Origin of the sequence: Sphingomonas sp. PvP055, assembly GCF_040546365.1 — a bacterium.
Lineage (GTDB): Bacteria > Pseudomonadota > Alphaproteobacteria > Sphingomonadales > Sphingomonadaceae > Sphingomonas > Sphingomonas echinoides_A.
In genome coordinates, this window is record NZ_JBEPNS010000001.1 from 429,860 (window position 1) to 443,843 (window position 13,984).

Consider the following 13,984-nt stretch of genomic DNA (forward strand, 5'->3'; position numbering starts at 1 on the left):
CCGGCGCGCGGGATTATTTCACGCGCGTCCACGTCTGCGTGCGGCACCCGATGTTGGCGATCACGCAGCCCTCGCCGACCAGCGTATTGGCATCGACCTGCCGGATCGTTCCCGAGATCGTCTGCCCCAGATCGGGCACCAGCACCGAGCCGAACCACATCCCCGATTCGCCTTGGCGGAAATCCTGGAACAGCATCGCGCCGACCAGCGGCGCGCCACCGCCGCGCTTGGCATCCGCCTCGGCTTGCGGGGTCGCGGCGATCACCTTGCCGCAGATCGCGTCGCCGCACGGCTGGAACGCCACGCGCACGCTCTTGCGCGGGTTGGTCCACACGCCCTTGGGCGCAGCGGCACTCGCCGCCACCGGGAGCAACGCGGCCAGAGCCGCCGCCGCCATCACATAAGCTCGCATGTTGATCGCCTTCCACGAAGATCCGGCGGATGCGCCTAAGCACACCCGCCTGAGTCGGGGATGAACGCGTCAGATCGAATCGAGTGCCTGTGCGAAGTCGGCGATCAGATCGTCCGGATCCTCGACGCCGATCGAGATGCGCACGAGATTGTCGGTGATCCCGAGCGCCTGCTTGCGTTCGTCCGACACCGACAGATGCGTCATCGCCGCCGGGTGCGACGCGAGCGTCTCGGTCCCGCCGAGGCTGACCGCGAGTTTGGCGATCTTGAGCGCGTCGAGGAAGGCGAACGCTTCGGTCTCGCCGCCCTTGACGATCAGCGAGAAGGTCGAGCCCGCGCCGGTGCAATGGCGTGCGTAGATGTCGGCCTGACGCTCCATGCCGGGGGTGTCGGCGAGGAAGCCGAGATAGCCGACGCGCTCGACCTTGGGGTGGCTGCGCAGGAAGGCGCAGACCTTGACCGCATTCTCGCCCGCGCGGCTCATGCGCAGTTCGAGCGTCTCGAGGCTGCGCATCAGCATCCACGCAGTGTTGGGGTCGCAAATCGTGCCGATCGTGTTGCGCATCAACCGGATCGTGTTGATGTGCTCCTTGGAACCCAGCACCCCGCCCGCGACCAGATCGCTATGCCCGCCGGCATATTTGGTGAGCGAATAGACGACGATCTCCGCGCCATGTTCGAGCGGCTTGAGCCAGAGCGGCCCGAGGAAGGTGTTGTCGATCGCGATCGGCGGCTTGTTCTCGCCGGTGAAGATCGCGTCGCGGCTCGCGCGCACCGCCTGGATGTCGACCAAAGCGTTGGTCGGGTTGGCGGGGCTTTCGAGATAGATCAGCGCGACATTGCCGGTCGCCGCCTTGGTCATCACCGCGTCGATCTCCTCGCGGGTCGCGCCTGCCGGGAAATCGAGCCACTGGACCCCGAAGCGTCCGAGGATGCGCGCGATCAGCGTTTCGGTCGCGGCGTAGAGCGGACCTGAATGGACGATCGTGTCGCCGGGCTTGACCATCGACAGCATCAGCGTGGCGATCGCGGACATGCCGCTGGAGAAGACGAGTGCGTCCTCGGCTTCTTCCCACACGCCGAGACGATCCTCGAGGATCTCCTGATTGGGACCGTTGAAACGCGAATAGACGAGGCCCTGCGACCCGCCCGGCCGCTTGCCGGTGACGCCCTCGAAGTGACGCTTGCCTGCGGCGGCATTGGGGAAGACGTAGGTCGAGGTGGCGAAGATCGGGGGTTTCAGCGAGCCTTCCGACAGCATCGGATCATAGCCATGGCCCATCATCAGCGTGGACGGCTTGAGCTTGCGATCACCGATCTTCTCGACCGAGGGCTTGGCCTTGGTGCGCGGCGCGACGCCGGTCAGGTCGGCTTCGTCCGCGCCGGTCGCGTCGATCGGGGGAGTGGGGGTCTGCGCCATGGAATTGGTCCTGCCTTACTGAGGAATATGCGCCTTCGTAACGCGGGATAGTGTCATTTGATACCATCTCGGCGCGCTCAGGCGCGGTCCGTCTCCGTGGGAAGGCCGATCAGCGCAATCTGCCGGCCATAGTCCGGCTCGCCGCGATGCGTCGCGCGACGGAAGCTGAAGAAGCGCTCCTCGTCGGCATAGGTATCGAGCCCGAGCGCCGCGATCCGTCGGATCCCCGCGCTGGCAAGCCGGTGCACGACATAGGCTTCCAGATCGAACTGGTGATGCCCCGCGCGGGCGGGGGCGAAGAACCGTTCGTTCTCAGGATCGTCCGTTTCGAACCGGCGTGCGAACGCGTCGTCCACCTCGTAGCTCGCCCGCGCGATGCACGGACCGATCGCTGCGGTAATGCGGTCGCGCCGGGCGCCGAGCGATTCCATCGCGAGGATCGTCGAATCGGTGACGCCCCCGATCGCGCCTTTCCATCCCGCATGCGCGGCGCCGATCACGCCCGCCGCGACATCGGCGAACAGCACCGGCGCGCAATCCGCAGTGAGAATGCCGAGCGCGAGCCCGGGACGATCGGTTACCAGCGCATCCGCGCGTGGTCGGTCTCCATCGAACGGCGCGGTGACGGTGATACAATCGCCCGAGTGGACCTGGTACAGCGTGACGAGCCGTGATCCCGGCAGCACCGCGGCGGTCGCGCGTGCGCGGTTCTCCGCAACCGCCGCGGGATCGTCGTCCGATCCGAGCCCGACGTTGAGCCCCCCATGAGGCCCGGTCGAGACACCGCCTTCGCGGCCGAGGAAGCCATGCGCGACGCCGTCCAGCGCCGCGGTGCGGATCACCGGCGGCGCGATCACAGCACCAGCCGCATCAGATTGTCGTCATCGACCGTCGTGCCGACGCGGAACGCGATCCGCCCGATGTCGCGGAAACCGTAGCGTTCGTAGAAACGGTGCGCACGGTGGTTGTCGACATAGACGCTGAGGATCACCTCACGCGCGCCGTGGCTGCGCGCATGGTCGAGCGCCCAGGCCATCATTTCCTGCGCGACGCCGCGGCCATGCCACGGGCGGAGCACGTAGAATTGGTAGAGTTCGATCGCATCGGGGCGCCATTCGCCCGGGAAGGTGACCGGCCCCATCTTGACGAAGCCGATGATCTTGCCGTCGTCGAGCGCGAGGCGGATCGCGAAATCGGGATCGGAGAGTTGCGACGGCAAGCCGTTCGGGCCGAACGCCTCGTCGAGGAAAGCGCCGAGATCCTTTGGATCGTACAGCGTGCCGAACGTCTCGGTGAACGATTCGCGTGCCATCGCGGCGAGCGCGGGGCCGTCGATCGTTCGAGCGTCGCGATACTGAATCATTGGAACCCCGCGGGTTGCGGCCAACCGGGCGCCGACACCGCAAGGACCTGGAAAAGTGTGCCCATCGCTTCGGTCAGCCGGGCCTTGTCGGCGGAGATCCCGTCCGCGCGGTCGGGTGCTGCCTTACTGAGCGCGGCGGCGCGCGCGTCGATGCCGAGCGCGGTGAGGAACGCGCCTTGGTCGACCGGACCTTCGACCCGCGCACCCTCGACCAGCGCGGCTGCACCAAGCGTGCCGAAGTCGACGTGCGCGGTAAGGTCCTGCTCGCCGGGGGCGTCAAACGGGTTGGCGAAGGCGTGGCCGCGCACCGCCTGCAACGTGTCGCCGATCGCCGGGCCGTTATAGCCGTAATCGACGATCAGCAGCGCGCCGGCTTGTGTCACGATCCGCTGCGCAAGGCCGCGCAGGATCGCGACGCTTGCGGGCGAGGTCTCGATCACCGCGCCGTTGGCGGTGTCGCGCAGCGCCTCGGGGATGACGCCGTCTGGGACTTGCTTGCCCGCGATCGGCAGGAACAAAACGTCCTGGCATGCGACCAGCCGCTCGAACCAGCCGCCCGCGCCCTTGACGAGCTGACGGATCGGGAGCGCGTCGAAGAATTCGTTGGCGACAACGATCAGCGGGCGATCGGTCGGCAGCGTGTCGATCGAATCATGCCACGTCGCATCCGCGACGCGCTCCTTCTGCGCAGTGCGCAGGACCGGGCTGGTCTCGACGAAATGCACTGGCGGCACGAACCCCGCCTTGCGCCCGGCGCGGAGCGCATCGGCGGACAAGGTGCCGCGTCCTGGGCCCAGCTCGACCCAGGCAGCGTCGGGGCGTCCGGCGCGGTCCCACAGGTCGGCGGCCCACAGTCCGATCAGCTCGCCGAACATCTGGCTGATTTCAGGCGACGTGGTGAAATCCCCGCCCGCGCCGAGCGGATCGCGCGTCGCATAATAATGCTGGTTCGCCGCTGCCATGAACTGCGCGATCGAGATCGGCCCGGCGAGCGTGATCGCGCGGGCGAGTCGGTCGGCGAGGGGGGCGGTTGGGGGGGGCGTGGAAGCGTCGTCGGTCATCGTTGGGGCGCAATGCCCGCCCGCGTCGTGGTCCGCAAGCGTGGTGGAGGGGGGACCGAACGTCAGGCGACGCTCGTATCCCCCGCGATCGGCACCACGCGCTGGCGCCGGCCCTTGGCGGTCGCGACCAGATACAGCCCGCCGATGATCATCGGCAGCGTCAGCACCTGGCCCATGTGGATCGTCGTCGCGAAGAAGGTGCCGCTGAATTGCGAATCGGGTTCGCGGAAGAACTCGACCGTGAACCGCGCGAGCCCGTAGCCGACCAGGAACAGCCCGACCAACCGACCCGGCTCGTAGCGCGCCTTGGTCCGCCAGAAAGCGAACCACAGGATCGCGAACAGCGCGATCCCCTCGAGCCCCGCTTCGTACAACTGGCTTGGGTGGCGCGGGACGTCGTTGCCGGTGCGCGGGAAGATGATCGCCCAGGCGACGTTGGAGGGCTTGCCCCACAATTCGCCGTTGATGAAATTCGCGATCCGCCCGAAGAACAGCCCGAACGGCACCGCGCAGGCGAGATAATCGTGGATCCGCAGCCAGTCGAGCTTCTCTTTCCGCGCGAACAGGATGATCCCGATCGACGTGCCGATCATGCCCCCGTGGAACGACATGCCGCCATCCCACAGCCGGATCAGCCGCCACGGGCTGAGCAGCATGTCGGGCGCGTAGAAGATCGCATAGCCGATCCGCCCGCCCAGGATGATCCCGAGCGTGGCGTAGAACACCAGATCGTCGACATGCCGGCGCGCCATCGGGCTGCCGGGCTGCGCGATCAGCTTGAGCAGATACCACCAGCCGACCAGGATCCCGGTGATATAGGCGAGCGAGTACCATTTGATCTGGAAGAAGCCGAGGTCGAGCGCGACCGGATTGAGGTGCAGGTCCTCGAACCGCAAATGCGTTCCGGCGGCAGCGGTCGTCGCCTCGGCGAGCAGGGGTAGAGCGGCAGTCAGGATCAAGGCTTTTCCCCTGGGATTTGCGCCTCCATAATGGCGACTGGCGACAAGACCAAGCGACAAGACAGAATGGAGAGACGGATGCCGAGCATATTGGACGGCCGCATGGATGCGACCCTCGCCGCCTTGACTGGGCCGGGTGGCCCGCTCGCGGTCGCGACGGTCGCGGTCGATGGTCTGGAGCTCCCGGTCATCACCGGCGTGCCGCAGACGCTGCCGCCCTATTTCGCGCATTATTGCAGCGAGCATGCCGACAAGACCTTCCTCGTCGCGGGGGCGGAGCGCCTCACCTTCGCGCAGGTCCATCACGCCGCGGTGTGCGTCGCGCAGGCGCTGGTCGCGTCGTATCGCATCCGGCCGGGCGACCGCGTCGGGATCGCGATGCGCAATTCGCCGTCGTGGATCGTGCTGTACATGGGGATCCAGATGGCGGGCGGCGTCGCCACGCTGCTCAACGGCTGGTGGCAGGCGGAGGAACTCGGCGCGGCGATGACCGATGTCGAATGCAGCCTCGTCTTCGCCGACCCCCCGCGCGCCCGCCGGATCGGCGCGATCGACGGGCTCGGCGTCCCGGTCGTGACGGTGGACGACGACTTGCCGCTCGATCAGGCACTCGCCGGGCTCGATCCGGCCGACGTCGTGCTCCCGGTGGTCGCTCCCACGGACCCCGCGACGATCCTGTTCACCTCGGGCTCGACCGGCCAGTCGAAGGGCGCGATCAGCGATCATCGCGCGGTGACGCAGGGCGTGTACAATTACCTCGCGCAGGCGCTGGTGATGCTGAGCATCACGACGCAGGACGGCAGCCCGCCAGACGGCCAGCCCGCGACGCTGCTCAACGTGCCCTTGTTCCACGTCACCGCGGAAGTCCCGGTGTTCCTCCAGAGCTTTGCGATGGGCCGCAAGCTGGTGCTGATGCCCAAATGGGATGCCGAGGAAGCGATGCGGCTGATCCAGGCGGAGCACGTCAGCTACTTCGTTGGCGTGCCGCTGATGAGCTTCGAGATCCTGACCCATCCCAATCGCGCCGCCTACGATTTGTCGAGCGTCACCGATTTCGCAGCGGGCGGCGCGCCGCGTCCGGTCGAGCATGTCCGGCGGATCGCGGACGAAATGGGCGGGCCGAAGCCGCTGCTCGGCTATGGCCTGACCGAGACCAACGGCATCGGCTGCGGCAATTTCCGCGACAATTACCTCGCCAAACCCAATTCGACCGGACGTCCCTCCGCGCCGCTGGTCGATCTGGCGATCCTCGACGATCACGGACGCCCGGTGGCGCAGGGCGAACGCGGCGAAGTCGCGATCCGCTCGATCTGCAATTTTCGCGCATATTACGGCCGTCCCGACGCGACCGCCGCCGCCTTCACCCCCGACCGCTACTTTCTGACTGGCGACATCGGGTATCTCGATGCGGATGGCTATCTGTTCATCGTCGACCGCAAGAAGGACATCATCATCCGCGGCGGCGAGAATATCTCCTGCCAGGAAGTCGAGGCAGCAATCTACCAGCATCCCGCGGTGGCGGAGGCGGCGGTATTCGGCTTGCCCGACGAACGGTACGGCGAAGTACCGGGCGCGGTCGTCCAGGTCCGCGCGGATGCGCGCGTCAGCACCGACGAACTGTGCGCGTTCCTGTTCGCGCATGTCGCCGCATTCAAAGTCCCGCAGCGGATCTGGATCGTGGAGACCGCCTTGCCACGCCTGGGCACCGAGAAGATCGACAAGGTCAGCCTGCGCGCGACCTATCGTGCGATCGCCGCGGCGGAACAGGCGGGGGTGGCCGCCTGAGGCCGTCGACGGCGGAACGGTACGGAGGCGTGACCGCCTCCCCCGCGCCCCGCGCTTTCCCCCGCGGGATCGGCACGATACAGCAACCGCAATGCGCAACCGTCTTCCCCCATCGCGTTCGTCCGCGGTCACTCGTCGCGGACTGTTGATCGGGGGCGGCGCGGGGGTCGGGCTGGTGCTGGCGTGGGCGGTGTGGCCGCGGCGCTATCTCCCCAATCTGGCCGCCGACAAGGGCGAGACGATCTTCGGCGCGTGGATCAAGATCGGCGACGACGGCCATGTCACCGTCGCCGTGCCGCAGGCGGAGCACGGCCAGGGCGTCTACACCGCGCTGCCGCAGATCGTTGCGGACGAACTCGGCGCGGACTGGCGCACCGTCGCGGTCGAGCCAGCACCGCTCAACCCGCTCTACGCCAACCCGCTCGGCGCGAACGACCTGTTCGAGACGAGCAACGCGACGCTCGTCGGGCGTTGGCGTGATGCGCACGCGATTGCCACGACGACGATGCTCACCGCCGGGTCGAGCTCGATCCGCGCGTTCGAGGACGATCTGCGGCAGGCGGGCGCCGCCGCGCGCGTGCTGTTGTGCAAGGTCGCCGCGACGCGCTGGGGCGTCGACTGGCAGGCGTGCGACACCAAGGCGGGCTTCGTGGTCCACGACAAGGATCGGCTCCGTTTCGCCGATCTCGCCGCCGAAGCCGCCGGCGGAACGCTGCCCGAGGCGTTGCCGATGCGGATCAACGACGACGACAGCCGCCTGTCGGGTCAGTCGCTGCCGCGCCTCGATGCGCCGTCCAAGGTCGACGGGTCGGCCAATTTTGCGGGCGACGTGCGGTTGCCCGACATGGTCTTTGCCAGCATCCGCCAGGGACCGATCGGTGACTCCAGACTGCTGCGAGTCGATCGCGCGGCGGCGGACCGGATCCGGGGCGTGCTGCAGGTCGTCACGAACGATCGCTGGGTCGCCGCGATCGGCAACAGCTGGTGGGCGGCCAACCGCGCGCTCGACGCGCTCGCGCCACGGTTCGAGACGCGCGGTCCCATCGTCACCAGCGCGACGATCGACGACGCCTTGCGCGCAGCGCTCGATGCGCCGGGCAAGCGGATCGAAGCGGTGGGTGACGTGGAGGCGGTGCTTACGGCGGCGCGACCCGTCACCGCTGAGTATCGCGCCGGTCTCGCGGTCCATGCCGCGATCGAGACGATGAGCGCGACCGCGCGCTTTGCGGACGGGCGGCTCGAACTGTGGTTGCCGACGCTGGCGCCTGCGATGGCGCGCGCTGCCGCAGCCGCGGCGGCGGGTATCTCTGCCGACAAGGTCGTCGTCCATCCCATGCTGATCGGCGGATCGTTCGGCGCGAACCTCGACTCCCGCTGCGCCGAGCAGGCGGCGGTCCTCGCGGTAAAGCTCAGGCGCCCGGTCCAGTTGACCTGGTCGCGCGTCGAGGATTTGCTCCACGATCGTTTCCGCCCGCCCGCCATGGCGCGCATGGCGGCGCGGCTCGGTGCGAACGGACAGATCCTCGGGTGGCGCACGCGGATCGCCGCGCCTGCGACGGGACAGGATATTGCCCGACGCCTGTTTGCGCACGATCCGGGCTTTCGTACTGCGCTCGCGCTGACGCCGCCGGGCGACCCCTATGCGGTCGCCGGCGCCGCGCCGCCATATCGGATCCCGGCCTATGCGATCGATCATCACCCCGCCGAGATCGGCGTGCCGACCGGGCATTGGCGCTCGGGCGCGCACAGCTACACCGCCTTCTTCACCGAATGTTTTCTCGATGAACTCGCGCATCTGAGCGGGATCGAAGCGCTGTCGTTCCGGATCGGGTTGCTCGGCGGCAACGCGCGGCTTGCGCGCTGCCTGTCGACCGCCGCGTCGCTGGGGGGATGGGAAGGCGGGATTTCGGGGAGCGGGCAGGGGATCGCCTGCCACAGCTTTCGCGGCAGTCATATCGCGGTGCTGGTTGAGGCGCATGTCGGGGAAGGCGGAGCGGTCAGCGTCGACCGGATCGTCGCCGCAGTCGATTGCGGGCGGCAGATCAACCCGGACCTCGTCCGCCAGCAGATCGAGGGCGGATTGCTGTTCGGCATGGCCGCCGCGACCGGCGGATCGACCGACATCACGCGCGGCATGCCCGACGTGCGCAGGTTTGGCGATCTCGGCTTGCCACGGCTTGCGGACACCCCCGACATCACAGTCGAGCTGATTTCCAGCCAGGCCGATCCGGGGGGCGTGAGCGAACTCGCGGTGCCGCCGGTTGCACCTGCGATTGCCAATGCGCTGCAAGCCGCTACGGGCTATCGTCTGCGCGGTCTTCCGCTCGTTCCGGGATCCAAGTGATGCAAGCTGTTCTTCCCGCCGGTCATCCGCCGGTAAAGCCACGCCGGATCGGGGTGTTGCTGACCAATCTCGGCACGCCCGACGGATCGGACGTCCGCTCGGTCAAACGCTATCTCGGCGAATTCCTGTCGGATCGTCGTGTCGTCGAGATTTCACCGCTGGTGTGGCAGCCGATCCTGCGCGGGATCATCCTCAACACCCGCCCCAAGAAATCCGCGCACGCCTATTCGCAGGTGTGGACCGCGGACGGCTCGCCGCTGGCCGCGATCACCAAGGCGCAGAGCACCGCGCTGCAAGGCGCGTTCGGGCCGGACGTGATGGTCGACTGGGCGATGCGCTACGGCAAGCCCGCGATCGGCGAGCGGTTGCAGGCGATGAAGGACGCCGGGTGCGACCGCATCCTGATCGCGCCGCTGTATCCGCAATATTGCGCCGCGACGACCGCGACCGCCAACGACAAGGCGTTCGCTGAGCTGGCCAAGATGCGCTGGCAGCCCGCGCTGCGCACCCTCCCGCCGTATCATGACGATCCCGCCTATATCGATGCGCTGGCGGAATCGATCGAGGCAGGCGTCGCCGCGCTCGACTTTGAGCCCGACGCGCTGATCGCGAGCTTCCACGGCATGCCCAAGCGGACGCTCGAACTCGGCGATCCGTACCATTGCCATTGCCAGAAGACCGGGCGGTTGCTCGGCGAGCGGCTGGGCAAGCCGCTGATCGTGTCGTTCCAGTCGCGCTTTGGCCCGGCCAAATGGCTCGAGCCCGCGACCGACATGACGCTGGAGGAGCTCCCGGCGACGGGCGTGAAGAAGGTCGCGATCTTCGCGCCGGGCTTTTCTGCCGACTGTCTCGAGACGCTCGAGGAGCTCGCGATCCGCGGGCGCGAGAGCTTCGAGGAGAAGGGCGGTACGCATTTCGCGTATATTCCGTGCCTTAACGCGAGTGATATCGGTATCAAAATGTTGCGCACTTTACTTGCACGCGAACTTGAAGGCTGGGCCAACCCGGCATAGCAAGGGCGTGGGACTAGAAGATCCACAGGAGAGAATGCATGGCACGCGTCGCGATCGTAACCGGCGGCACCCGCGGTATCGGTGAGGCTATCAGCCTTGCCCTCAAGGATGCCGGGATGACCGTTGCGGCCAATTATGCAGGGAATGACGAGCGCGCGCGTGCCTTTACCGAGCGGACCGGGATCGCGGCGTTCAAGTGGGACGTGTCGGATTACGAAGCATGCCAGGCGGGTTGCGCGCAGGTCGCCGAACAGCTCGGGCCGATCGACGTACTGGTCAACAATGCCGGCATCACCCGCGACGGCACGATCATGAAGCTCAGCTATGAAGCCTGGAAAGAAGTCATCGACACCAATCTGGGTGGTTGCTTCAACATGGCGAAGGGCGTGTTCCCGGGGATGCGCGACCGCAAATGGGGCCGCATCGTCAACATCGGGTCGATCAACGGGCAGGCCGGGCAATACGGCCAGGTCAATTACGCCGCCGCCAAATCGGGCATCCACGGCTTCACCAAGGCGCTGGCGCAGGAAGGCGCGCGCGCCGGGGTGACGGTCAACGCGATCGCGCCCGGCTATATCGATACCGACATGGTCGCTGCGGTCCCCGCCGACGTGCTTGAGAAGATCGTCGCGAAGATTCCGGTCGGTCGCCTCGGTCAGGCGAGCGAGATTGCGCGCGGCGTTGCGTTTTTGTGCTCGGAAGAGGGTGGTTTCGTCACCGGATCGACGCTGAGCATCAACGGCGGGCAGCACATGTATTGATGCGATCGCGCTGGATCACGGCCGCGGGCCGGGGCAACCGTGACGAACGCGGCTTGTCTCGACCCGGACCGGCACGGTAAGGGCCCGGGATGCAGGGGGACACCGCACCGCTTCATTGGTGGCAGACGCGCACGTTCGTGGCGGTGATGGCGCTCGTCGCGCTGATCCCGCTGCTGCGTCCGGAAATCGCCCCGCTGGTCGATCTGCCCGGGCACATGGGCCGCTATCGTGTCCAGCTCGAGATCGGCGAGCACCCGTGGCTCCGCGACTGGTATGATTTCAGCTGGCAGCTGATCGGCAACCTCGGGATCGACCTGCTCGTCATCCCCTTGTCCAAGCTGTTCGGGCTGGAACTCGCGGTCAAGCTGATCATCATGACGATCCCGTTGATGGTCGTGACCGGCTATCTGTGGATCGCGCGCGAAGTGCATGGGCGGATCCCGCCGACCGCGCTGTTCGCGCTGCCGATTGCCTATAGCTACCCGATCCAGTTCGGCTTCGTGAACTTCGCGCTGTCGATGGCGATCGCGCTCAACGCTTATGCGTTGTGGCTGCGGTTGGGGCGGCTTGGGCGGTTGCGGCTGCGCACCGCGATTTTTGTCCCGTTTTCCTGCGCCTTGTGGCTGTGCCACACGTTCGGCTGGGGCGTGCTCGGCGTCCTGGCGTTTTCGGGAGAGCTGATCCGCCAGCACGACGCGCGCGGGCAGCATGGTGTCAAAAGCTGGATCACGGCGGGGTTCCACGCCGGGCTGGGGTGTCTCCCGCTGGCGTTGCCGTTGCTGCTGATGGTGGCGTGGCGCAGCGGCGAACACGTCGGCGGGCAGACCGCGGACTGGTTCGACTGGCGCGCCAAGCTGCGCTGGCTGACGATGACCTTCAAGGACCGCTGGATGACCTTCGACATCGCGTCGATCGCGGTCGTCCTGCTCATTCTGTTCAAGGGGATCCGCGACCCGAGCATTCAATATTCGCGCAACCTGCTGCTATCCGCGCTGTTTTTGCTGCTCGTCTACATCCTGTTGCCCCGTATCGTGTTCGGTTCGGCCTATGCCGACATGCGCCTCGCGCCGTTCATGCTCGGCGTCGCGGTGATCGCGCTCCGCCCCAAGCCTGGCCTGTCGATGCGCGGCAGTGCGACCTTGGCTGCCCTGGGGCTCGCCTTCGTGCTCGCGCGGACGGGGGCGACGACGGTCAGCTTCTGGATGTTCGCGAACGATTACGACCGCGAGTTGAAGGCGCTCGAGCGCGTCCCGATCGGCGCGCGACTGGTATCGTTCGTCGGCGAGCAATGCGGCAACCCGTGGGTGATGAGCCGGCTCGAACATCTCCCCGCGATCGCGCTGGAGCGGCGGCTGGCCTATACCAACGACCAATGGTCGATGGCGGGCGCGCAGCTGTTGACCACGCGCTATCTGCCCGCGCGCCGCTTCGCGCACGATCCGTCGCAGATCGTGACGAGCGTGCAATGCCCGCGCGAATGGTGGCGGCCGATCAACATGGCGATGGCGCGCTTCCCGCGCGATGCGTTCGATTATGTGTGGCTGATCCGCCCGCCGCCCTACGATCCGCGCTTCAACGAAGGGCTGGTGCCGATCTGGCGTGATGGGACGAGCGTGCTGTTTCGCGTCGATCACGGCGCGCCGGGGATCAAGGTCAGCGACGAATCGCTCCGCCTGCGCTCGCGCCCGATGCCCGCCCCGTTCTGAGCCCCACGTTCTAATTCAGCCGCGGCGGAACGGCGTCAGTTCGCCGAGATAGTCCTGGTCCGCCTCGACCGACTCGCGTTCCCGCGCGAGGAAGTCCGCGATCGCGCGGCGGAAGTTGCGATCCGGGATGTAATGCGCGGACCAGGTCGGCACGGGAACATAGCCGCGCGCAAGCTTGTGCTCGCCTTGCGCACCGGCCTCAACCGTCTTGAGCCCCCGCGCGATCGCTGCGTCGATCGCCTGGTAATAGCACAGCTCGAAGTGGAGGAACGGCACTTCCTCGGTGCAACCCCAATAGCGGCCGTAGAGCGTCTCTTTCCCCGATCAGGTTGAGCGCCCCCGCGATCGTGCGACCGTCGCGCTCTGCGAAGATCAGCAGCACCTTGTCCGCCATCGTCTGCCCGAGCAGCGTGAAGAAGCTGCGCGTCAGATACGGCTGGCCCCATTTGCGCGCGCCGGTATCCTGATAGAAGCGCCAGAACGCGTCCCAATCCGCTTCCGAGATATCCGCTCCACTGACGTGGCGGATCGTCAGCCCGTCGACCGCCGCGCTGCGTTCCTTGCGAATGGCCTTGCGTTTGCGGCTCGCGAGCGCGTCGAGGAAATCGTCGAACCGGGTGTAGCCGTCGTTCTGCCAATGGAATTGCGTGCCTTCGCGCAGCAGCCAGCCCGCTGCTTCGAACGCAGGGAGCTGATCGGGCGAGACGAAGGTGGCGTGGGCGGACGACAACTGGTGCTGATCGGTGACCGCCTCGATCGCCGCGATCAGCGCGGGGGCTTGAGCCGGGTCGCGGAGCAGCAGCCTCGGCCCGGGGACGGGCGAGAAGGGCACCGCGACCTGCAGCTTGGGGTAATAGCTCCCTCCGGCACGCTCCCAAGCATCCGCCCAGGCATGGTCAAAGACATATTCGCCCTGGCTGTGACTCTTGGCATAGGCTGGGGCGATGGCGGCGGGACGGCCGTCCGGACCGTCGACGAGGATTGGGATCGGCTGCCACCCGGTGCGCGCGATGGCGCTGTCGGAGGCTTCGAGGATCGAGAGGAAGGTATGGCTTACGAAGGGGTTGGCTGTGCCAGCACAGGCATCCCAATCGGCCGCGGGAATTGCGGCGATGCCGTCGGCGATGCGGGCGGTGACGGCGTTGGTGCTCACGTTGCCAA

11 protein-coding genes and 1 pseudogene are annotated in these 13,984 nt (G+C 67.1%); 5 read left to right on the forward strand and 7 right to left on the reverse strand.

Going from position 1 to position 13,984, the window contains the following annotated elements; all coding sequences use genetic code 11:
- Positions 1-13: 13 nt before the first annotated feature.
- The 6 genes from ABIC16_RS02140 to lgt all read right to left on the reverse strand — a co-directional run bounded on the left by ABIC16_RS02140 (position 14) and on the right by lgt (position 5,214).
- Positions 14-412 (reverse strand): DUF2147 domain-containing protein, encoded by a 399-nt coding sequence (locus ABIC16_RS02140; protein WP_354289870.1) that lies wholly within the window; start codon positions 410-412, stop codon positions 14-16.
- A 69-nt stretch (positions 413-481) separates the two neighbouring features.
- Positions 482-1,831: a cystathionine gamma-synthase family protein gene (locus ABIC16_RS02145; RefSeq protein WP_354289871.1), complete on the reverse strand. Its 1,350-nt coding sequence runs from the start codon at positions 1,829-1,831 to the stop codon at positions 482-484.
- A 77-nt stretch (positions 1,832-1,908) separates the two neighbouring features.
- Complete coding sequence (pgeF, locus tag ABIC16_RS02150) at positions 1,909-2,688, reverse strand: peptidoglycan editing factor PgeF (RefSeq protein ID WP_354289872.1); 780 nt, start codon at positions 2,686-2,688, stop codon at positions 1,909-1,911.
- Positions 2,685-3,194 (reverse strand): GNAT family N-acetyltransferase, encoded by a 510-nt coding sequence (locus tag ABIC16_RS02155; RefSeq protein ID WP_354289873.1) that lies wholly within the window; start codon positions 3,192-3,194, stop codon positions 2,685-2,687. The genes pgeF and ABIC16_RS02155 overlap by 4 nt, the downstream gene beginning before the upstream one ends.
- Entirely contained in the window at positions 3,191-4,255 is a 1,065-nt protein-coding gene (locus ABIC16_RS02160; RefSeq protein ID WP_354289874.1) for a class I SAM-dependent methyltransferase, read from the reverse strand. The genes ABIC16_RS02155 and ABIC16_RS02160 overlap by 4 nt, the downstream gene beginning before the upstream one ends.
- Positions 4,256-4,317: 62 nt before the next feature.
- A complete protein-coding gene (gene lgt / locus ABIC16_RS02165) occupies positions 4,318-5,214 on the reverse strand; it encodes a prolipoprotein diacylglyceryl transferase (protein ID WP_354289875.1) in 897 nt (298 codons plus the stop codon).
- 78 nt (positions 5,215-5,292) lie between these two features.
- Between lgt and ABIC16_RS02170 the strand changes: the two genes are divergently transcribed.
- The 5 genes from ABIC16_RS02170 to ABIC16_RS02190 all read left to right on the forward strand — a co-directional run bounded on the left by ABIC16_RS02170 (position 5,293) and on the right by ABIC16_RS02190 (position 12,823).
- Complete coding sequence (locus ABIC16_RS02170) at positions 5,293-6,999, forward strand: class I adenylate-forming enzyme family protein (protein WP_354289876.1); 1,707 nt, start codon at positions 5,293-5,295, stop codon at positions 6,997-6,999.
- Between the two features lie 91 nt (positions 7,000-7,090).
- Positions 7,091-9,343, forward strand: coding sequence for a xanthine dehydrogenase family protein molybdopterin-binding subunit (locus tag ABIC16_RS02175; protein WP_354289877.1), 2,253 nt, complete (start codon positions 7,091-7,093; stop codon positions 9,341-9,343).
- Entirely contained in the window at positions 9,343-10,356 is a 1,014-nt protein-coding gene (hemH, locus tag ABIC16_RS02180; RefSeq protein ID WP_277970041.1) for a ferrochelatase, read from the forward strand. The genes ABIC16_RS02175 and hemH overlap by 1 nt, the downstream gene beginning before the upstream one ends.
- Before the next feature lie 38 nt (positions 10,357-10,394).
- A complete protein-coding gene (phbB, locus tag ABIC16_RS02185) occupies positions 10,395-11,117 on the forward strand; it encodes an acetoacetyl-CoA reductase (protein WP_277970040.1) in 723 nt (240 codons plus the stop codon).
- Positions 11,118-11,206: 89 nt separating this feature from the next.
- Entirely contained in the window at positions 11,207-12,823 is a 1,617-nt protein-coding gene (locus ABIC16_RS02190; protein WP_354289878.1) for a hypothetical protein, read from the forward strand.
- Between the two features lie 15 nt (positions 12,824-12,838).
- Here the strand turns inward: ABIC16_RS02190 and ABIC16_RS02195 are convergent.
- Positions 12,839-13,976 (reverse strand): annotated as a pseudogene (locus tag ABIC16_RS02195) (GNAT family N-acetyltransferase).
- Between the last annotated feature and the right edge of the window lie 8 nt (positions 13,977-13,984).